The 20,939-nt window shown below is 67.2% G+C and carries 16 protein-coding genes; 9 read left to right on the top strand and 7 right to left on the bottom strand.

The annotated features are described in order from the left end of the window. Window positions 1-96 precede the first annotated feature (96 nt). Window positions 97-390 carry a DUF3817 domain-containing protein gene (locus B8V81_RS03690; protein ID WP_101807755.1) on the bottom strand — a complete coding sequence of 98 codons (294 nt, stop codon included), beginning with the start codon at window positions 388-390 and terminating at the stop codon, window positions 97-99. A gap of 236 nt (window positions 391-626) precedes the next feature. Here B8V81_RS03690 and B8V81_RS03685 point away from each other — a divergent pair, with 236 nt between their 5' ends. Further along, window positions 627-1,601, top strand: a complete 975-nt coding sequence (locus B8V81_RS03685; protein ID WP_219623304.1) for an arsenic resistance protein — start codon at window positions 627-629, stop codon at window positions 1,599-1,601. 833 nt (window positions 1,602-2,434) lie between these two features. Here B8V81_RS03685 and B8V81_RS25595 read toward each other — a convergent pair. Next, window positions 2,435-2,512 (bottom strand): putative holin-like toxin, encoded by a 78-nt coding sequence (locus B8V81_RS25595; protein ID WP_228551919.1) that lies wholly within the window; start codon window positions 2,510-2,512, stop codon window positions 2,435-2,437. A 133-nt stretch (window positions 2,513-2,645) separates the two neighbouring features. Further along, a complete protein-coding gene (locus B8V81_RS03680) occupies window positions 2,646-3,932 on the bottom strand; it encodes an AraC family transcriptional regulator (protein WP_244912711.1) in 1,287 nt (428 codons plus the stop codon). 134 nt (window positions 3,933-4,066) lie between these two features. Between B8V81_RS03680 and yicI the strand changes: the two genes are divergently transcribed. Next, window positions 4,067-6,403, top strand: a complete 2,337-nt coding sequence (gene yicI, locus B8V81_RS03670) for an alpha-xylosidase (RefSeq protein ID WP_101807754.1) — start codon at window positions 4,067-4,069, stop codon at window positions 6,401-6,403. Window positions 6,404-6,563: 160 nt separating this feature from the next. Here the strand turns inward: yicI and B8V81_RS03665 are convergent, their stop codons facing one another. The 4 genes from B8V81_RS03665 to B8V81_RS03650 all read right to left on the bottom strand — a co-directional run bounded on the left by B8V81_RS03665 (window position 6,564) and on the right by B8V81_RS03650 (window position 11,398). Next, a complete protein-coding gene (locus B8V81_RS03665) occupies window positions 6,564-7,517 on the bottom strand; it encodes an ABC transporter substrate-binding protein (protein WP_101807753.1) in 954 nt (317 codons plus the stop codon). Window positions 7,518-7,556: 39 nt separating this feature from the next. Continuing rightward, a complete protein-coding gene (locus B8V81_RS03660) occupies window positions 7,557-8,576 on the bottom strand; it encodes a FecCD family ABC transporter permease (protein WP_028598571.1) in 1,020 nt (339 codons plus the stop codon). Then, window positions 8,577-9,581: a FecCD family ABC transporter permease gene (locus B8V81_RS03655; protein WP_244912713.1), complete on the bottom strand. Its 1,005-nt coding sequence runs from the start codon at window positions 9,579-9,581 to the stop codon at window positions 8,577-8,579. It lies immediately after the preceding gene. A 149-nt stretch (window positions 9,582-9,730) separates the two neighbouring features. After that, window positions 9,731-11,398: a helix-turn-helix domain-containing protein gene (locus tag B8V81_RS03650; protein ID WP_180968374.1), complete on the bottom strand. Its 1,668-nt coding sequence runs from the start codon at window positions 11,396-11,398 to the stop codon at window positions 9,731-9,733. A 420-nt stretch (window positions 11,399-11,818) separates the two neighbouring features. Here B8V81_RS03650 and B8V81_RS03645 point away from each other — a divergent pair, with 420 nt between their 5' ends. The 7 genes from B8V81_RS03645 to B8V81_RS03615 all read left to right on the top strand — a co-directional run bounded on the left by B8V81_RS03645 (window position 11,819) and on the right by B8V81_RS03615 (window position 20,823). Then, the gene (locus B8V81_RS03645) at window positions 11,819-12,796 is read left to right on the top strand and encodes an ABC transporter permease (RefSeq protein ID WP_425320480.1); all 978 of its coding nucleotides are present in this window, start codon (window positions 11,819-11,821) and stop codon (window positions 12,794-12,796) included. 12 nt (window positions 12,797-12,808) lie between these two features. After that, a complete protein-coding gene (locus B8V81_RS03640) occupies window positions 12,809-13,723 on the top strand; it encodes a carbohydrate ABC transporter permease (RefSeq protein WP_028598575.1) in 915 nt (304 codons plus the stop codon). Between the two features lie 140 nt (window positions 13,724-13,863). Continuing rightward, the gene (locus B8V81_RS03635) at window positions 13,864-15,585 is read left to right on the top strand and encodes an ABC transporter substrate-binding protein (RefSeq protein ID WP_101807775.1); all 1,722 of its coding nucleotides are present in this window, start codon (window positions 13,864-13,866) and stop codon (window positions 15,583-15,585) included. 168 nt (window positions 15,586-15,753) lie between these two features. Next, on the top strand, window positions 15,754-17,547 hold the full coding sequence (locus B8V81_RS03630) for a sensor histidine kinase (RefSeq protein WP_101807750.1): 1,794 nt from the start codon (window positions 15,754-15,756) through the stop codon (window positions 17,545-17,547). 2 nt (window positions 17,548-17,549) lie between these two features. Continuing rightward, window positions 17,550-19,088 carry a response regulator gene (locus B8V81_RS03625; RefSeq protein WP_180968373.1) on the top strand — a complete coding sequence of 513 codons (1,539 nt, stop codon included), beginning with the start codon at window positions 17,550-17,552 and terminating at the stop codon, window positions 19,086-19,088. Window positions 19,089-19,203: 115 nt separating this feature from the next. Beyond that, window positions 19,204-20,067, top strand: a complete 864-nt coding sequence (locus B8V81_RS03620; protein WP_101807748.1) for a helix-turn-helix transcriptional regulator — start codon at window positions 19,204-19,206, stop codon at window positions 20,065-20,067. A 57-nt stretch (window positions 20,068-20,124) separates the two neighbouring features. Then, window positions 20,125-20,823, top strand: coding sequence for an SOS response-associated peptidase (locus B8V81_RS03615; RefSeq protein ID WP_028598580.1), 699 nt, complete (start codon window positions 20,125-20,127; stop codon window positions 20,821-20,823). Window positions 20,824-20,939: the final 116 nt, after the last annotated feature.

Below are 20,939 nucleotides of genomic sequence, written 5' to 3'. Positions count from 1 at the left end.
GTCGCCGGGTCGTTACGAATAGACTCTCAAAAGCAAACCAGGACGTGCCGCGGCACGTCCTGGTTTGCTTTCAGCAAGCTGGAATGGTTGGCTTTGTTAAGCCGGGTCGCGCTTGATGCGGGCATCGAGCCAGAACGTGCCGAACGGCACGAACGACAGCAGCACGGCTCCGACGACGCGGCCAAGCTTCCAGCGGGCGGAGATCGTGGCCAGCAGCAGCGTGATCATATACAGCACGAACAGTCCGCCGTGGGCGGCGCCGACGATCGTGACGGGCAAGCCCCAGCCGCCCAAGTATTTGATCGGCATGGCGATGAACAGCAGGATCAGAAAAGACCAGCCTTCCAGCAGAGCGACGAACCGGAAGCGGCCGACAGCCGTTTTGAGCATGGGAACCTCCTCGGATGATGGAAACGATAAGAGCGCAGCAGACTGCGAGCCGCAGAGCGGATAAGCTCCCGCATGGCCGCTGTTGGATGCCCTTGTCCGTGTAACGGCTGAGGCAAGCTGCGGTTTCGCATTCTCGGCCGGAAGTTGTGACAACTCTGGGACAGTTGCGGCGGGATGGAGCGGAGGGCCGGAATGAAGTAGGATGGAAGGAAACAAGCGGAAGCGGAGGAAGCGTCATGCGCATCACGAGAGAAGGGCTGGAGCGCCGCCAGATCGCCGTCTACGCGGCGGCTTTGCTGGCCGGGGCGGCGATCGGCCTGACAGCGGGAGAAAAAGCGGAACCGCTCGGCGTCGTCGTCAGCCCGGCGCTCGCGCTGCTGCTGTACGGCATGTTCACGCAAATTCCGTTGCTGGAGCTGCGGCAAGGCCGGGCGCAGGGCCGCTTCGCCGCCGGGCTGCTGCTCGTCAACTTCGTCCTCGTGCCGCTTGCCGTCCTGGCGTTGGCCTGGCTGGTCCCGCTGGAGCCGGCCGTGCGCTTCGGGCTGTGCCTCGTGCTGCTCGCGCCCTGCATCGATTATGTGGTCGTCTTCGCCCAGATGGGCCGTGGCGACGGCAAGCTGATGCTCGCCTCCACGCCGCTGCTGATGCTGGCGCAGCTGGTCGCGCTGCCGCTCTGGCTCTGGCTGATCCTCGGCCGCGAGGCCGCCGCTCTTGTCGAGGCCGGTCCGATCGTACAGGCCTTCCTGCTGCTTGTCGCCGCTCCGCTCGTACTGGCGGCGCTGACGCGGCTCGCCGCCCGCCGCAGCCGCGCCGGGGCAAAGGCGCTTGATGCGGCTGCCTGGCTGCCGGTGCCCGGCATGGCGGCGGCGCTGCTGCTCATCGTCGCCTCGCAGGCAGGCACGGCTGTCCGCCATCTGGACGCGATCGGTCCGGCGATCCCGGCCTATGCCGCTTTCCTGCTCATCGGCCCGGCTCTAGCCTGGCCGACCGCGCGCCTGCTTCGGCTCGGCGCCGAGGCTTCGCGGACGCTTGCGTTCAGCGCAGGCACGCGCAACTCGCTCGTCGTGCTGCCGCTTGCGCTTGCGCTGCCCGGCGAGGCGGGGCGGCTGGCCGCGGCCGCAGTCGTCGCTCAGACGATGGTGGAGCTGATCGGCGAGCTGGTTTACATCCGCGTCATGCCTCGGCTTTTTCGCGGGGGGCGAAGAGCATGAAGACCGCCGTTCGGATCGATGCACGAAGGCAAATGACTCGATCCGACGAATCGGCCTTGGGTTAGCAATTCAGGGCGCATTTGTGCCTTGAATCCGGCGAATCGGCCTTGGGAAGAGCAATCCAAGGCACATTTGTGCCTTGGATCCGGCAAATCGGCCTTGGGAAGAGCAATCCAAGGCACATTTGTGCCTTGGATCCGGCAAATTGGCCTTGGGAAGAGCAATCCAAGGCACATTTGTGCCTTGGATCCGGCAAATCGGCCTTGGGAAGAGCAATCCAGGGCACATTTGTGCCTTGGATCCGACGAATCGGCCTGGGAACAGCAATCCAGGGCACATTTGTGCCTTGGATCCGGCAAATCGGCCTTGGGAAGAGCAATCCAGGGCACATTTGTGCCTTGGATCCGGCAAATCGGCCTTGGGAAGAGCAATCCAGGGCACATTTGTGCCTTGGATCCATAGATTTGGCGGGAGAATGAAAGGAGCAAGTCTAAAGTCAAAAAATCTGCTTCGGCAATAAGCTCCTCCGCTGGCGTTCCGCCGAACCATGGCCCTAAACAGGCCCCGTTTCGTAGAGCGAGCGGGGGCGATTAGCTCGGTGCCGCGCGCTCGGGAGGTTAGCTTCTTCGGAGGGGCGGGCGAGCTGAAATCGGCCTAGATAGCGGCCTTGATGGTATAAAAAGGGTGTGGTATGCTTAAAAATAGATAGAGGCCCCGGTGTTGACGCACCGGGACCTCCGGGAAATGGCTTCCGCATTAAGAGCGGCGGCTTGCCCCCGTAAGTGTCAGCAGCAGCAAAATAGACCGCCGACCTTATGAGGGGTGTGGGCGGTCTACTTCTTTTTCAGGTACGTGAGCAGCGCCAGCAGGAACATCCCGAACATGAACATGAGGGATAAAGCCTGAAACACTTCCACGGGCAACACCTCCCTTCAACCGGGAGAGCCGCCGACCGCCCTTAAAGCCTATGCGCATTTCTTGAATCGATTATACCAAGATTTTCTAGATTGAGAAGGCGAACATAGAAAAGAAAGGCATGATCATCTACTTCTGCCCGTTACGCCGTCGGAATGCCGACGGCGTTTCTTTGAGCTGCCGCTGGAATTGGCGCACGAAGTAGCTGATGTTGTCAAAGCCGCATTCCAGCGCGATGTCGGCGATGCGCAGCTCGGTCCGTCGGAGCCGCTCGGCCGCGCGGCGAATGCGCAGCGCGTTGAGGTAGGCGATCGGCGTCTGGCCGGTCATCTCGCGGAAGAAGCGGCTGAAATGCCCTTCGCTCATCGCGGCCAGGCCGGCCAGCTCGGCGATGCGGATCGGGCGTCCGTAATGCTCCTGGAGATGAGAGATGACCCGCTTCAGCCGCTCGACCTTGGCCGCGTCCGCCGCCACCCCGCTCGCCGGGCCGCCGTCCGCGCCCGCCCGTCGATCCTCGGCCGCGCCGAGCGCATGCGTGCCGGCGAGCATGAGCAGCAGCCGGCCTTTCACCGCCGCCTCCCAGCCCGGCGGACGCTGGCGGCAGGCTTGCCGGATGTGCGCCAGCTCGCCGAGCAGCAGCGCGCCGGCCGGCTCCTGCGGCCGCGCCTGCCGCGGGAACATCGCGCGCCGCTCCAGCAGCGGCAGCACGACGCGTTCCTCCACCGCGTCGAAGGCCGCGCCCGACAGCAGCGCTCCGTGAAACACGAGCGCGAAGAAGCGGCAGCCTGCGCTTCCGCTCGCATGCGCCGCATGCAGCTCGCCGCTCGGCACGAACGCCGCTTCGCCCGCGCGCAGCAGCAGGCTTTCCGTGCCGATCTGCAGCAGCGTCTCCCCCTCGGCGACGTACAGCCACTCCATCTCCTCATGCCAATGCGCCTCGATGACATGCTCGCCGGGACCATACCGGTACTCGTAGCTGCCGAACAGCCGGCGCGCCTCGTTGTGGCCGCGGGCTTCCCGCAGCCGCTCGAAGCGCTCCTTGCGCTCGGCTTTTCCTTGTGCAAAGCCGAACGGCCCGCCTTGGGCCAAATCCGCGTCTCCCGCCAAGTCTGCGTTTCCCGCCCAGTCCGCGTTTCCTGCCAAGTTCGCGTTTCCCGCCCAGTCTGCGTTTCCCACCAAGCCCGCGTCTCTCGCCGAATCAACGTCTCTCACCGAGGCCCCTTCTCTCGCCCAGTCCGTATCTCCCGCCCAGTCCGCGTTTCCCGCCAAGCCCGCGTCTCTCGCCGCATCCGCGTCTCTCACCGAGGCTCCATCTCCCGCCCAGCCCGCATCTCCCGTCCAATCCGCCTCTTCTGCTCCGGCCGGATCGCCTGTCGGCCGTTCGCCGCCTTGCCGCGGCGCCATCTCGCTGCCCATGCTCGTGCCTCCCCCTGCGCGACGATCAGAATCGTGTCAGAAACATCACGGGATTCTGCAAGATTAACGATCCGTCCATCGGTATACTGTCAGTATAACGCTTACACTCCCGATACGGAAGGATGGTTCCTCCCATGAAATTCACCGATGGAAACTGGCTCGTCCGCGAAGGCTTCGCCATCGACGGCGCCGTGCAGGCGCATGAAATCGTCGCCGAGGACGGCGGCCTGACCGCCTACATCTCCACGACGCCGCTCCCCGGCCGCGGCGCGATGATCAACACGCAGCTGCTGACCGTGCGCGCCCATGCGCCGCGCGAGGGCATCATCGGCGTGAGCATCTCCCATTTCGAGGGCGAGCGGGAGCGCGGCCCGCGCTTCGAGCTCAGCCGGTCGGCCGATCCGGCCGGCTTCACCGCGATCCGCCAGACGGACGAGTACGCCGAGCTGACGAGCGGCGGCCTGACCTTGCGCATGAGCAAGGGGCCGCAGTGGTCGATGGCCTTTTACCGGGGAGAGGAGAGGCTGACGGGCAGCGCGTTCAAGTCGATCGCCCATGTGACGGGGCCGCACGGCGAGCCGTACACCCGCGAGGAGCTGGACCTGACGGTCGGGGAGAACGTCTACGGCCTCGGCGAGCGCTTCACCTCGTTCGTGAAGAACGGCCAGATCGTCGACATCTGGAACAAGGACGGCGGCACGAGCTCCGAGCAGGCGTACAAGAACATCCCGTTCTACCTGACGAGCCGCGGCTACGGCGTGTTCGTCGACGAGCCCGGCGCGGTGTCGCTGGAGGTCGCCTCGGAAAAGGTCAAGAAAGTGCAGTTCAGCCTCCCCGGCGAGACGCTGAGCTATTATGTCATCGACGGCCCGACGCCCAAGGAGGTGCTCGGCCGCTACACCGATCTGACCGGCAAGCCGGCGCTGCCGCCGGCGTGGTCGTTCGGCCTGTGGCTGTCGACTTCGTTCACGACGGAGTACGACGAGGCGACGGTGAATTCGTTCGTGGACGGTATGGCGGAGCGCGACCTGCCGCTGTCGGTGTTCCATTTCGACTGCTTCTGGATGAAGGAGTTCCACTGGACGGACTTCAAGTGGGACGAGCGCGTCTTCCCCGATCCGGCGGGCATGCTGCAGCGGCTCAAGGACAAGGGCCTGCGCGTCTGCGTCTGGATCAACCCGTACATCGGGCAGCGCTCGCGGCTGTTCCGCGAGGGCCGGGAGCGCGGCTACCTGCTGCGCAAGCCGAACGGAGACCTGTGGCAGACGAACCTATGGCAGCCGGGCATGGCGCTCGTCGACTTCACCAATCCGGACGCTTGCGCGTGGTACGCGGGCTATCTGGACGAGCTGATGGACATGGGCGTCGACAGCTTCAAGACGGACTTCGGCGAGCGCATCCCGACGGATGTCGCCTACCACGACGGCTCGGACCCGCAGGGCATGCACAACTACTACACGTTCCTGTACAACAAGGTCGTGTTCGAGGCGATCGAGCGCAAGCTCGGCCAGGGCGAGGCGGCGGTGTTCGCGCGCTCGGCGACGGCCGGCGGCCAGCAGTTCCCGGTGCACTGGGGCGGCGACTGCTACGCCGACTACGAGTCGATGGCCGAAAGCCTGCGCGGCGGCCTGTCGCTCGGCTTGAGCGGCTTCGGCTTCTGGAGCCACGACATCGGCGGCTTCGAGAACACGGCGTCGGCGCATGTGTTCAAGCGCTGGCTGCAGTTCGGCCTGCTGTCCACGCACAGCCGCCTGCACGGCAGCACGTCGTACCGGGTGCCGTGGGCGTACGACGAGGAGTCGGTGGAGGTGACGCGGACGTTCACCCGGCTGAAAATGAAGCTCATGCCGTATCTGTACGATACGGCGGTCCAGGCGCAGGAGCAGGGCGTGCCAGGCATGCGCGCCATGCTGCTGGAGTTCCCGGACGATCCGGCCGCGGAGACGCTCGACCGCCAGTACATGCTCGGCCGCTCGCTGCTCGTCGCGCCGATCTTCAGCGAGAGCGGCGACGTCTCGTACTACGTGCCGGAGGGCGAGTGGACGTCGCTGCTGACGGGCGAGACGGTGCAGGGCGGGCGCTGGCGCAAGGAGCGCCACGGCTTCCTCAGCCTGCCGCTGCTCGTGCGGCCGAACACGCTGCTCGCGCTCGGCGCGGAGGACGGCCGCCCGGACTACGACCATGCGGACGGCGTGGAGCTGGCGCTGTACGCGCTGGCGGACGGAGCCTCGGCCGAGGCGGCCGTGCGCGACCTGAAGGGCGCGCCGCAGCTGGCGGCAAGCGTGTCGCGCTCCGGCGGCACGCTGACGCTGCGCGTGTCCGGCGCGGGCAAGCCGCTGCGCCTGACGCTGCACGGCGGCCTGCCGGCGGCGGCTGCCGTCAGCGGCGCGGGCGCGCGGCTCGAGGACGGAGCCGTCTGGCTGAGCGGCTGGGGCGGCGAGGCGACGGTGACGATCGAGCTGCAGGCGTAGGCGTTGGAGTCGGGCGCGGCGCAGGCGCAGAATAAGTGCGTCTGCGCCGCGCCCGCGAGCTTTCCGGCCCAGCGGCCCAGCGGCCCCGCCGCGCTAGACGCAAACGAAAGGAAGCGGAGCCGCCAGGCCCCGCTTCCTTTCGTTTCCTTGCCGGCCTCGCTCAGCTGCCGAACAGCTTCTGCGCGTCGTCGAGCGCCATCTTGTGGCCGAGCGAGGAGTAGTCCAGCCATTTTTGGCCGTCGAGCACGTACACATGGCCGTTCTTCACCGCTTTGAGCCCGGCCCAGAGCGGATTGCTTTCCAGCAGCTCGAAGTTTTTCTTCGCTTCGGAGCCTTTGCTGATGATGACCAGAATCGCATCGGCGTCGAAGTCGTCCAGCACTTCCTGGGAAATGACCTCGTACGCCTTGCCGATGTTCTCGACGCCGTCGGCCGGCTTGAGGGCCAGATCCTCGTACAGCAGCGGGCCTACCGGCCGCGCCATGCCCATGACGCGCAGCTCCTTGGCCGTCATGCGGATGGCCATCACCTTGGCGTCGGCGCCGAGCTTGCTTTTGATGAGCTCGGACGTCTCGGCGGCTTGCTTCTCGTAGTCGGCGATGAACGTCTCGGCTTGCGGCTCGCGTCCGGTCTCCTTGGCGACCAGGCGCAGATGGTCGCGCCAGGTGCCCTGGTCGAGATCGATCGCGACGACGGGAGCGATCGGCTCCAGGCGCGGCTGATCCGCCGCGGTTTGCTGCACGTCGATGAAGATGCGGTCCGGCTTGAGCGCAAGCACCGCTTCGAGATCGGGCTCGGCGGCGACGCCGAGCTTTTCGACGCCCTCGAGCTGATCCTTCACATGCGGGAGGAAATCCTTCACGTCCCCGCCGATGGCGGAGCCGACCGGCTTCAGGCCGAGCGCGAGCAGATGGTTGGTGAGATGGATCGACAGCGAGGCGATGCGCTCCTCCGTCGGAGCGGGCGAGTCGGCCGGAGCGGAAGGAGAGGGAGCGGCGGAGCTGGCCGCCGAGGCTCCGTTCGCGGGATCGTTCGTGCCGGCGGAGCCTCCGCAAGCGGATAGAAGCAGGCAAGCGCTTAGCAGCAGCGCGGACAGGGAAAAGATGCGTTTCATGAGATGGTTCAACCTCCAGGAATAGGGTCGCTTCGGCGGCTAGCGCCTGCGTTTGAACAGCAGATACAGGAAATAGGGGCCGCCGATGGCGGCGCAGACGACGCCGGCGGGGATGGCGACCGGCTGGAACAGCGAGCGGCCGATTGTGTCCGCCGACAGCAGCAGGATGAGGCCGCACAGAGCGGCGATCGGCAGGAAGTGCCGATGCTGCGGTCCGGCGATCCGGCGCGCGAGATGCGGAGCGGCGAGGCCGATGAAGCCGATGCTGCCGGTCATCGCCGTGCTGGATGCCGCCAGCGCGACGGCGGCTAGCGCAAGCAGCAGGCGGCTGCGCTGCACCGGCTGGCCGAGGCCGGTGCCGAGAGCGTCGCCGAGAGCGAGCAGATCGAGCTGGCGCGAGGCTCGGTAGACGAGCGGCGTCAGCAGCGCGATCCAGGGCAGCAGCGTCCACGCGTGGATCGGATCGCGCCCCCATACGCTGCCGGCGAGCCAGCGCGCGGCGAAGGCGTACGTGTCCGGGTCGAGCCGCAGCGACAGCATCAAGGTCGCCGCGCTGAGGCCGGCCTCGACGGCGATGCCGACGAGCAACAGCTGGATCGGCTGCAAGCCGCGCGTCCGGCTCCAGGAGAGCAGGAAGACGATCGCCGCGGCTGCCGTGCCGCCGACGAAGCTGAAGGCGGGAATCCAGAGCGCCGCCGATCCTTCCAGCGTGCGGAAGAAGGAGATGAACAGCATCAGGCCGAGCGCCGATCCGGCATGGATGCCGAGCAGGCCGGGATCGGCCAGTCCGTTGCGCGTCGCGCCCTGCAGCACCGCTCCGGCGACGCCGAGTCCGATGCCGGCGAGCATCGTCACCACGATGCGGGGCAGACGGTATTGGAACAGCACGAGCTGCTCCTGCTCCGTCCCGCCGCCGAGCAGCGTGCGCAGCACAGCGTCAGGGCCGAGGCGCAGCGTGCCGGCATTGAGGCTGGCGAGCGCGATCGCCGCCGCCACGGCCGCCAGCGCCAGCGCGGCGAGCAGCGCCTTGCGGGAGCGCGGGGAGAGGGAGGCGGGCATCTACAGCTCCCTCCTTTCGCGGCGGGCCAAGTACAGGAAGAACGGCACGCCGACGAACGCCGCCATCGCGCCGACGGCGAACTCGCGCGGCGGCTGGACCGTGCGCGAGGCGAGATCGGCTGCGAGGAGCAGCGCCGCGCCGAGCAGCGCGGACAACGGCACGACGAGCCGATAGTCGGTGCCGGCAAGCCTGCGCGCCGCATGCGGCGCGATCAAGCCGATGAAGCCGATGCTGCCGGCCGCGGATACGGAGGCTCCGGCCAGCACGGCCATCAGGCCGAGCGCGGCCAGACGCGTGCGGCCGGTGCGGGCGCCGAGTCCTTCGGCGGCCTCGTCGCCAAGGGAAAGCAGCGACAGCCGGCGGCCGAGCAGCGCGGCCAGCAGCAGGCCGAGGACGAGCACGGGAGCGAGCAGCCGCAGCTGCTCCCAGCGGACGGCGGCCAAGCCGCCCGCATACCAGAACGCCAAATCCTGGCTCAGCTCGAAATAGATCGCCAGGCCCACGGCGAGGCTATGCGCCATCGCGGACACGACCGCTCCGCCGATCGTCAGCTCGAGCGTGGCGAAGCCGCCGCGCGACAGCCAGGCCAGCAGCGCGATGACCGCGGTAGCGGCCGCCGCCCCGCCGAAGGATGCCAGCATGACGAGTCCGTAGCCCATCCACGGGCTGAGCGCGAAGCAGAGCACGACGGCGAGCGCGGCGCCGGCATTGATGCCGAGCACGCCCGGATCGGCGAGCGCGTTGCGCGTCGCGCCTTGGACGAGGGCGCCGGCCGCCCCGAGCGAGGCGCCGACGAGCAGCGCCGCCAGCGCCCGGGGCAGCCGCAGGCCGTGGATGGCGGCATGCTCCGGCAGGCTCGGATCGTAGGCGGTCAGCGCCCCCCAGATGACGGGAAGCGAGACGTCCTTGGCGCCGTAGGCCAGAGCGGCTGCGAGCAGCAGCAGCACCAGGGCGGCAGAAGCGGAAAATGCGGCCGCCTTCGTCCAGCGGCGGGAATGGCTCATCACAAGCGGCAAAGCCTCCTTCAGATCGGTGAGAGCGAGAATCATTATCAGTCAAAAAGGGACAAGCCCCAGTATACCAGCTTTCGGGGCGGAGTCCATGTGGAGATTGTGGAATGTGGACTGGACATTTTTCAGATCGGAGAAGCGGATCAAAAGGGGGCGGCTTGTCCGGCCATCAGCCGAGGCAGGAGCGGCTCCAGCTCCTCCAGCTGGCGCAGCAGCGCGCCGGGAGCGTACGGCAGCCAGAAGCCGCGGTCGAGCAGCGCCCAGCGGCCGGAGCGGATCGCCGGATGGCGCTGCCAATGGGGATTGCGGGCGACGAGCTCCAGCAGCTCCTCCCGTTCCTGCGGACTCCCGGCGAACAGCAGCAGCGCGTCCGATTCGTAGCGGCGCAGCTCGTCCGGAGCGATGGCGGTCCAGTTGAAGCCGGTGCCGGGCGGATGCTGCCGCAGCTCGTCCGCGATGCGTCCGCCCGGGGCGTAGCCGAGCGAGCGGTAGAGCGCATGCCCGAGGTTGCGCTCGCCATAGATGCGCAGGCCGCGCCTCATCGCCGCCAGGCAGGTGAAGCTGGCGCCGCCGACAGCCGCTTCCGTGCGGGAGCGCACGCGGGCAGCCAGCGCGTCATGCCGCTCCCGCCAGCGCCGCGCCTCGTCCGCGCGGCCGGTCAGGCGGGCGATCTCCTCCATTTGGCCGTACACGTCCAGCCCGTTCCAGGGGACGCTGCGGACGGGCGCGATGTCGGCGAGCTGCTCGCGCGCTTTGGCCTCGACATTGGGCTTGCACAGGATCAGCTCCGGGCGCAGCTCCTCGAAGTCGCCGCGCTGCGCCTCCCAAGGATCGACCGCATGCTCCGGCAGCCGCAGCCCGCGCGCCAGCGCATCGGGCGCGAGCGCATAGGCCGGCAGCTGGGCGGCGGCCGGCTGCACGCCCAGCGCGAGCAGATGATCCGTGTACGGCGCCGACAGGCAGACGATGCGGGCGGGCGCGGAGGCGGCGTAGCGGGCGGGCGAGCGGCCCGCGTCCGCCTTGAAGCGGCGGCTGAAGTAAAACTCGTCGGGGTAGCCGCATTCCGCGGCGATCTCCCGGATCGGCCGCTGCCGCCCTTCGCCGAGCAGCAGCTCCTTGGCCCGGTTCAGCCGGATGGCGGTCAAGTAAGCGAGCGGCGTCTTGCCCCAGCGCTGCTTGAACACCTGCGAGAAATACCCCGGATGCAGGCCGGCCTCCTCGGCGAGCGACTCGATGCGCAGCGGCTCCCGGTAGGCGGCCTGCATCGTCTCCGCAGCCCGGTCGAGACGGTCCAGCAGCTCGTCCCTCGCTGCCGGACGGGCGCCGGCGATCAGCGAGGCGAGCAGATCGTGGAGCAGCTGCTGCGCGCCATGCCATCCGTGCTCGCGGGCTTGAACGGCTTGGGCAGCGAGCCTGCGCAGCAGCCGGCGATGCCGCTGGCCGGACACGCGCAGCAGCCCTTGCAGCGGCATCGCCGTCTGGCGAACGAAGCTGCGCCGCTCGCCGAGCCGCGACTCCGGCAGGAACAGGTCGAAGACGATCCACTGGAGCTCGACGCCCTCGATCCCCTCCGGCTCCAGCCGCGGGGCTTCGCCGGGAGAGAGCAGCAGCGCCGAGTCGCCCTTCAGCCGCATGGGCGGCAGGCCGTCGTCCGGCTGCCAGAGCGCTTCGCCGCGCACGGCGGCGATGAGCGCGAAGTGGGAGAGCGGGTCGGAGGAGCCGGCCCAGTCCGGTACGGAAGCGGAGGAGCCGGCCTCCTCGATTTCATAGATGGCGCCTTTCAGAAACGATTTGCTCCATCGGGGAAGCATGGCTTGCACCTCCAGACGGCTTCGGCGAGCCGGATTCGTTGCTTCCATCTTAGCATATCGCATGCCCGCGAGCAGGCGGGCGCATGCCGCGTCCGGCGCGGAGCGGCCGGAGCCGGCGGCCGCGGACGAAACCGCTTCCGCCAATCTCCGATTTCTATCTGATTTTCGCTCCGATCCGTCCGGTAGGAAGCGCATTCTGTATGCGTTACCATTAGGGCATGAGGTTGGCGGATGAACGGAAACCGGTCGAGCGGCGCTTGCGATGAGCGCTTGTCGGGCGGCCGTCCGGCGAGCCGCGAAGCCTATGGAGCCAGCCGCCCGCGGCGCCGGTGTCCATCGGCATTCGCGCTTGCGTCACGCCAGCCAAGAGAGCCCGCTGGCGAGCCGAAACGGCACGCAGCAAGGAGGTCGAAAGCAGCCTTGGAAGCATACACAGACAAGACGCCCGGCAAGCAGACGGCTGCGGCCGCGGCCGAGCAGAGCGGACTCTCCCGCTTCTGGCGCAAGATGAAGTCGCAGAAGGTGCTTTATTTCATGGCGATCCCGTTCGTCCTCTGGGTGTTCGTGTTCAGCTACCTGCCCCTCTGGGGCTGGACGATGGCGTTCCAGGACTTCAAGCCGGGACGCACGTTCATGGAGCAGGACTGGGTCGGCTTCAAGCACTTCGCCGACCTGTTCACGGACGAGCGGTTCTACCTGGTCATGCGCAACACGCTGGCGATGAGCTTCATGGGGTTGATCGTCGGCTTCACGGTGCCGATCCTGTTCGCGGTGCTGCTCAGCGAGCTGCGGGGCAAGTACTTCAAGCGGACGGTGCAGACGGTGTCGTATCTGCCTCACTTCGTCTCCTGGGTCGTCGTCGCCGGCATCGTCACCAAGATGCTGTCCACCGAAGGCGGCGCGGTGAACGACCTGCTGCTCGGCCTGAACCTGATCGACCAGCCGATCCAGTTCCTCGCCAAGGGCGAATGGTTCTGGAGCATCGTCACCGCCTCCGACCTGTGGAAGGAGCTCGGCTGGAACGCGATCATCTACCTCGCCGCCATCTCCGGCATCGACCCGGAGCTGTACGAGGCGTCCCGCGTCGACGGGGCGAACCGGCTCAAGCAGATGTGGCATATCACGCTGCCGGGCATCCGCACGACGATCTCGGTGCTGCTCATCATGAGCATCGGCCATCTCATCAGCATCGGCTTCGAGAAGCAGTTCCTGCTCGGCAACAATCTGGTCATGGACTATTCCGAGGTGCTGGACCTGTACGCCTTGAACTACGGCCTCAACTTGGGCCGATTCAGCTTCGGCACGGCGATCGGCATTTTCAACTCGGTGGTCAGCATCCTGCTCCTGTTCGCCGCGAACGGCGTGCTGAAGAAGGTCGCCAAGGAAAGCATCATGTAAGGAGGGGTATCCATGGCAAGGGCAACGGCGGGCGGCTTCAACGCCACCCGCGGCGAAAAGACATTCGACGTCATCAACATCATCATCATGCTGATACTCCTCGTCATCACCCTCTATCCATTCCTGAACGTGCTGGCGATCTCGCTCAACAACTCCCAGGATACGGTGCGGGGAGGCATCACCATCCTCCCGAGGGAGTTCACCTTCGAGAACTACCGCGTCATCTTCGCCTACGAGGGGCTGCTGCAGGGCCTCCAGGTGTCGGTGCTGCGGACGGTGGTGGGCACCGTGCTCGGCCTCGCCAGCGCTTCGATGCTGGCGTTCACGCTCAGCCGCGTCGACTTCCAGGCGCGCCGCTTCGTCTCGGTGTTCCTGGCGCTGACGATGTACTTCTCCGGCGGACTCATTCCGGTGTACCTGCTCATGCGGGACCTGCATCTGATCGGCACGTTCTGGGTGTACGTCCTGCCCGGCATGGTCGGCGCGTTCAACGTGTTCATCATCCGCTCGTTCATCGACGGCCTGCCGTACGCGCTGCAGGAGTCGGCCAAGCTCGACGGCGCGAACGACTTCACGATCTACTGGCGCATCATCCTGCCGCTGTGCAAGCCGGCGCTCGCCACGATCGCGCTGTTCCTGGCGGTCGGGCAGTGGAACTCCTGGTTCGACACCTACCTGTACAACGGCTCGAACGAGACGTGGACGACGCTCCAGTACGAGCTGATGAAGGTGCTCCAGAGCACGCAGCAGGGCGGGGCGAACATGCGCGGCAGCAACGAGGACCTGTCCAAGCTGATGAACCAGGTGTCGCCGGAGTCGATCAAGATGGCGATCACGATCGTCGTCACCGTGCCGATCCTTGTCGTGTATCCGTTCCTGCAGCGGTACTTCGTCGGCGGCATGACGCTGGGCGCGGTCAAAGCATAGCCTGACGGTTAGCCGGGCCGCCTTACGCGGCCCTTCTAATAAAAGCAAGATTGTATGCGCTTCATCTTTGCAAGACGGCATGATCGCATCCGGTTAGGGTCATACAAAGAATGGGAGGCAACGACATGAAGGTATTGCAGATGAAAAAGACGCGGACGGCGGCGATGCTCGTGCTGGCCGGCGCGCTCGCCGTGACGGCGGGCTGCAGCGGCAGCGGCAACAACGGCAACGGCAACGCTCCGGCGGCGAACTCCGCCGCGAATGCGGGCACGGATGCGGGCGGAGAGGCGAAGGCCGATCCGATCACGTTCAGCTTCTTCGGAGCGGACGCGAGCCCGAACTGGAACAACATGCAGGACGAGGTCGGCAAAGCGATCACGGAGAAGACCGGCGTCACGATCAAGGCCGAATACGCGGTATCCGGCGGCGGCACCGACAAGATCGCCCTGATGGCGGCGAGCGGCCAGTATCCGGACATGGTGTTCGCCAAGGGCGACATCAACAAGCTCGTCGACGCCGGCGCGGTGCTCGACCTGACCGACCTTATCGAAGAGCATGCGCCGAACCTCAAGAAGGTGTACGGCAAGTACATGCAGCGCCTCAAGTACAGCAAGGAGGACCAGGCGATCTACGTGCTGCCGACCAACGATTCCATCGACCAGACGTACTTCGACGCCGGCGGCGGCTTCGAGCTGCAGCAGCGCGTGCTCAAGGAGCTCGGCTACCCGCAGATCAAGACGCTCGAGGACTACGAGAACGCGCTCAAGACGTATTATGCCAAGCATCCGACGACGGACGGACAGCCGACGATACCGCTGACGCTCGACGCCGACAACTGGCGGATCATGATTACGGTGACGAACCCGGCCTTCCTCGCGACGGGCTTGCCGGACGACGGCGAGTACTACATCAATCCCGAGACGTACGAGGCTTCCTTCCATATCAAGCGTCCCGAGGAGCGGGAATACATCCGCTGGCTGAACAAGATGTTCAACGAGGGACTGCTCGACAAGGAAGCGTTCGTCCAGAAGAGCGACCAGTACAAGGCCAAGATCGCCAGCGGCCGCGTGCTCGGCCTGATCGACCAGGAATGGGGCTACGCCGACGCGGAGAACGCGATCAAGACCAAGGAAGACGGCGCGTATACGTACGCCCATCTGCCGGTGACGATGTCCTCCGAGTTCAAGGACGCCAGCTTCGCGCCGACGGGCTTCATGGCCGGCTACGGCATCGCCATCACCGAGAGCTGCAAGGATCCGGTGCGCGCGATCAAGTTCCTGGACTGGCTCGCCTCCGATGAAGGCCAGGTGCTGCGCAACTGGGGCATCAAAGGAAAGCATTACGAGGTGCAGGACGGCAAGCGCGTCATTCCGGCCGACATCCAGAAGCAGAAGACGGAAGACAACGCCAACTTCACGAAATCGACGGGCATCGGGCTGTACTACGCGATGGGCCCTCACTACGGTGACGGCGTGAAGGATCCGTCCGGCAACTACTACACGACCAACTTCCCGGAGCAGATCATCGAGGGCTATACGCCGGCGGAGAAAGAGACGCTTCAAGCATACGGCGCGTCGACGTGGATCGACCTGTTCCCGAAACCGAGCGAGTTCAAGGAGCGTCCTTACGGCGCGGCGTGGAACATTCCGGCTCCGACCGATCCGGACTACAACGTCATCTTCAAGAAGGCCGAGGACATCATCTGGAAAAAGGTTCCGGAGGCGATTCTCGCCAAGCCGGAAGATTTCGACAAAGTCTTCGACGACATGCTGGCCCAGCTCGACAAGGTCAACCTCAAAAAAGCCGAGGAGATCTACACCCAGGCGGTCAAGGACCGCGTGGAGCAGTGGTCGGCGAAATAAGGCTTCCGCAAGGCAGCGCGACCGCGGCCTGAGGCAGGGCTTCCTGTTCCTTTCGGAACAGGGAGCCCTTGGCGATTGTGCGGCTGGAGCGGCTGTCTTACGATAGAGGAAAAGCTTGCGGGGCGTCGGGGCGGCGCGTCCGGCAAGCGGGCAGAGAGAAGGAACCGCATGCGCGCACTCGCATCCCGCATCATCCGGAGCTTCAACAACCTCCGGCTCAAAAACCAGCTGTTCATCGCGTTCCTCATCGTCGTGCTCGTGCCCGTCCTGATCGCGGGCCTGTTCCTGACGGCGGCGTATCGGAGCAACGTGCTCGAGCAGGCGACCCGGCAGACGACGAATAACGTGGACAAGATCGTGACGCAAGTGTCCGACGTCCTGCGCGTGCCGATCGACCTCTCCGACGACTACATGATCAGCGAGCCGCTCAAGGAGACGGTCGCGGGCAGGTACGAGACGGTGTACGAGGCGACCAAGGCGCTGTGGGACTTCACGAGCTTCACCGATGCGTCCAGCCTCTACCGCGAGGTGTCCGGCATCCGGATGTACCATTCGAACGAGACGCTGCTGAACAACGGGGAGTTCGTGCTGGAGACGCCGGAGATCCAGCGCCAGCCTTGGCATCGGGCCGCGGCGGAGAAGGACGGCATCCACTGGAGCTATGTCTCCGGCGAGTCCGTGCTGAGCGGCAGGCAACTCAGCCTCGTGCGGCGAATTCCGTTCCCGGAGTACCGCTCGAGCGGCATCCTCGTCATCGAGGTCAACTCCGACCTCTTCAATGCGATGCTGAAGCAGGAGCCGTACGACACGGTGATCGCGGACGCCGACGGCATGATCGTCGCGGCGCGCGACAGCGGCTGGGTCGGCCGCAACCTGCGGGAGCTGGACATGCCCGATCTGGCCGAGCTGGGCGCAGGAACGTACGAGCAGCAGATCGACGGCGCGGCGTACCGCGTCTTCATCGAGGATCTGCTGCCCCGCTCCAGCGTCAGCGGGCTGCGCATCGTCAGCCTGTTCCGCGTCGAGAGCATCGTCGGCGAGGCGAACCGCGTCGCCCTGCTCGGCCTCGGCGTGCTTGCCGCCAGCATGGGCGTCGGGCTCGTGCTCATCTGGATCGTGTCGAGCGTGCTGACGCGCCGCACGCTCGTGCTGTACCGCAACATGTCGCGCATCAGCAAGGGCGATTTCAACGTGTACTCCGACATCCAGGGCACGGACGAGATCGGCCTGCTGTCCCGCCAGTTCAACCTGATGGTCGCCAACATCCGCGAGCTGATGGCGGAGGTCGAGGAGTCGCACCGCCAGCGGGTCGACATGGAGCTGCGGCAGCGGGACATCAAGCTCAAGATGATGGCGAGCCAGATCAACCCGCATTTCCTGTTCAACGCGCTGGAGTCGATCCGGATGCGCATCCATATGAAAGGCGAGAAGGAGATCGCCTCGGTCGTGCGCATGCTCGGCCGGCTCATCCGCAACAACATCGAGATCGGCTCCCGGCATATCGCGCTCGCCGAGGAGCTGGAGATCGTCCGGTATTACTTGGAGATCCAGAAGTTCCGCTACGGCGGCGAGCGGCTCGCCTACGAGCTCGTCGCGGGCGAGGCGGCCGCAGCGATGCCCGTGCCGCCCCTGATCGTGCAGACGCTCGTCGAGAATGCCGTCGTGCACGGGCTCGAGGGCATCGGCGAGGGCGGCCGCGTCACCGTCCGCGCCAGGCTGACGGAGGACGGAGAGCTGGAGGTCGAGGTGGCCGACAACGGCGTCGGCATGGCGCCGGAGCGGCTGGAGCAGGTGCGGCAGGCGCTCGACGACGAGGCCGAGGACAAGGGCCACCGGATCGGCCTGCGCAACGTGCATCAGCGGCTCGCGCTCGGCTTCGGCCGCGAGAGCGGGCTGACGATCGAAAGCAAGGAGGGGGAGGGCACGCGCGTCTTCTTCCGCATCCGCGACAAGGAGGGATGAACATGTTCAAGCTGCTGATCGTCGACGACGAGCCGGCGATCCGGGAGGGGCTGCAGACGCTGGTCGATTGGGAAAGGCACGGCTTCCGCGTCGCCGGCCTCGGCGTGGACGGCGAGGACGGACTGCGCCTGTTCCGCGAGCTGGAGCCGGATCTGGTCGTCGTCGACATCCGCATGCCGAAGCGCAGCGGACTCGAGCTGGTCGAGGAGATCCGCCGCTCGGACCGTGCCTGCCGCGTGCTCGTGCTGAGCGGCCACGCCGACTTCGCCTACGCGCAGCAAGCGATCCGGCTCGGCATCGAGGGCTATCTGCTCAAGCCGGTCGACGAGGAGGAGCTCGAGGCTTACGCCGAGCGGATCTCGCAGTCGCTGCGGGAGGAGCGCCGGGAGACGGGCGGCGGGCCGGACGGGCCGGACCGCGAGGCCGCGCTGCTGGCGCTGCTGGACGGCTCCGCGGACGCTCCGGACGAGGCGGAGGCGGCGGAGCTTGCCGGCGGACCCGGTCCGTGGCGCGTGCTGCTCGTCGAGCCTCCGGAGGGCGACGCCGCCGGGGCGGAGCGGCTGCGCGAGCGGCTGTCCGCCCATGCGGCCGGCGCCGGGCTGGGCCCGGCCGTACGGTCCGCCGGAGCGGCGGCGCTGCTCGTGCCGGGCGGAGACGCGGGGCGGCGGCTGGCGCGCCGGCTGCTGGAGGCCGCGCTGCCGGAGGCCGGCTGCACCGCCGCGCTCGGCGCCGACGCCGGCGCTGCCGAGCTGGCCCGCTCCTGCCGCGAGGCGGCGGAGCTGCTGCGGCATCGATTCGCGCTGGAGCCGGATTTCGTCCACGAGCGGCTGCCGCAGCCGCTGGCGGCCCGGCTCGGCGCGGACGGAGCGGGCGGCGGCCCGCCGGGGCCGGAGGAGACGGCTCAGCTCGCCAAGCGGCTTGTCCAGTCGATCGAGACGGGCAATCGCGAGCGGCTGCGCGAGACGCTGGCGGAGGCGGCGTGGAGCTTCGCCGCGGCGGACAGCTCGCGGCCGGCGCTGGCCGGAGCGATGGCCGAGCTGTGCGGGCTGGCGCTGGCGGAGCTCGCCTCGGCGGTCGACGGCTTCGCCCCGGCGGCGCATGCGGGGCTCGCGGCGGGCGTCTACCGCCAGGCCCGGCTCGGCGGCCTGCTGGCCGAGCTGGAGCGGCAGCTCGCCGAGCTCTCCGCGAAGCTGGACGCCGGAGACAGCGGCTCCGTGATGCGGCGCATGCTCGCCTACATGGAGCGCCATTACGCCGAGCCGCTGCGGCTTGAGATGCTCGCCGGCCTGTACGGCTACAACAGCGGGTATCTCGGCAAGCTGTTCAAGAGCCATACCGGCCTGTCGTTCAACGCCTATCTCGACCAGCTGCGCATCGAGCGCGCGATCGCCATGCTCGAGGGCGGCATGAAGGTGCGCCAGGCCGCCGAGAAGGTCGGCTACGGCAACGTGGACTATTTCCATGCCAAATTCAAGAAAGCGACCGGAAAGCCGCCCTCCTCCTACAAGAAATCGTCCGGCGCCGACCCCGGCCTGTCCTGAGGGCCGCGAATTTGGTAGAATAGGTTCCGTCCGGGAAGCCGGGCGTCCCCGAGCGGGCGCCCGGCCTTCCCTTTTAATCGGGGCGCAAGGCCCCTCAGGCAGGAGAGATGGTTCGATGCAGGATATGCCCGTCATGACGTTCCGCTGCCCGCCGCTGCCGTTCCTCGTGGACGCGCGGCGGCGGACGTACGGCGCGGGAGAGGAGCATCCCGGCCGGATCGACCTGGGATGGTTCGAGCTGCTGTACGTGCGCCGGGGCAGGCTGAGGATCCGCGAGGCGCAGCGGCTGTGGACGGCCGAGGCCGGCCAGGCGCTGCTGCTCCCTCCGGGAGCCGCCCGCTGGAGCGGCGGGGCGTGCGCCGAGGAGACGGAGGTCGAGCTCGTCCACTTCCAGAGCTCCGGCGCTTGGGAGGAGACGGCCGCCGGCAGCGAGCCGGGACTGCTCGGCGACCATTACACGCACGCGATCCGGCTGCCGCGGCTGATCGAAGCCCGCGAGGCGGAGGACGCGTTCGTCCGGCTCGCCGCGGCCGCGGCCGATGCCGGGCCGGACGGCTTCTGGCTGCGCCAGCAGCGCTTCGGCGAGCTGCTGCGCGCGCTCGAGGCGGCCGGCCGTCCGGCGCTGCCGGAGGCGGCCGCGCGGGCGGTGGCCGAGCAGGCGGCCGCCTACATGAAGCGGCGCTGGCTCGAGCCCGCGAGCAACGCCGAGCTGGCGGAGGCGCTCGGCTTCCACGCGGTGTACATCGCGCGCTGCATGGTCGAGGTGTACGGCTGCACGCCGCAGCAGTATTTGCAGTTCTACCGCCTCGACCAGGCCAAGCTGCTGCTGCTGTCGACCGACTGGCCGATCGCCGAGGTCGCCGAGGCATGCGGCTTCCGGCAGCTGCCGCATTTCACGCGCCTGTTCGCGGCGCATGCGGGCCTGCCGCCGCTGCGCTTCCGCAAGCGGTTCACGGCGGAGCCTCCTCGCCATGAATAATATTCCACCTCCTGCGGATGCTAAGGGCAGCAAGCCATCATCCGGGAGGTAGACCCCATGTGCATCCGTTTTTCCCTCGCCACCGACATCGGCGAGCTGAAGCAGCAGTTCCGCATCCAGAAGCATGAGCCGCTGGAGGCGACGCGCTACAACATCGCGCCCACGCGTCCGATCCCGCTCGTCCGCAACGACCGCCACGGCGTACGCATCCTCGACGAGGGGCGATGGGGCCTGTTTCCGTTCTGGGCGCGGGATTCGGTCAACGCCGACGCCTCCTCGCTGGAGGCCAAGCCCTACTTCAAGCGCATGCTGGCCGGAGGACGCTGCGTCATTCCGTGCAGCGGCATGTACGGCTGGGAGCGTCTCGAGGAGGAGGGCAAGGCGGCGCGGCGCGAGGAGGGCCGCCAGCGGCAGCCGCGCGCGATGCATATCCAGGTGCAAGGCCGTCCGCTGTTCGGCATGGCCGGCCTGTACGAGGAGTGGCGCTCTCCGGACGGACGGCTCGAGCGGGCGGCGACGATCGTCACGGTGCCGGCGTCCGGCAGCCTGACGCAGTGGCAGGAGCGTCTGCCCGTCGTGCTCGACGAGGAGGGCATGGAGGAGTGGCTGCATCCGTCGATCCGCGACTTCTCGTTCCTGCGGCGGCATCTGCAGCCGCTGGAGCCGTTCCAGCTGCGCATGTACCCGGTCAGCAACGCCGTCGACGACGAGCGCTACGAGGCGCCGGACTGCATCCAGGAGATCCGCTGGGCGTGACGCCGGCGGTCCCTGTCGCCCTTGTGCAAACAGCCCCGCGCGGAGCAATCCGAGCGGGGCTGTTTGACGTTCCGCCGTACGTACGGCCTGCCTCCGGCGCAGCCGGTCAGGCGGAC

The organism is Paenibacillus pasadenensis, assembly GCF_002864175.1.
Taxonomy (GTDB): Bacteria; Bacillota; Bacilli; order Paenibacillales; family Paenibacillaceae; genus Paenibacillus_O; species Paenibacillus_O pasadenensis.
Note: the sequence above shows the minus strand (reverse complement) of the source record. Positions and strands in the feature narration are given on the sequence as shown.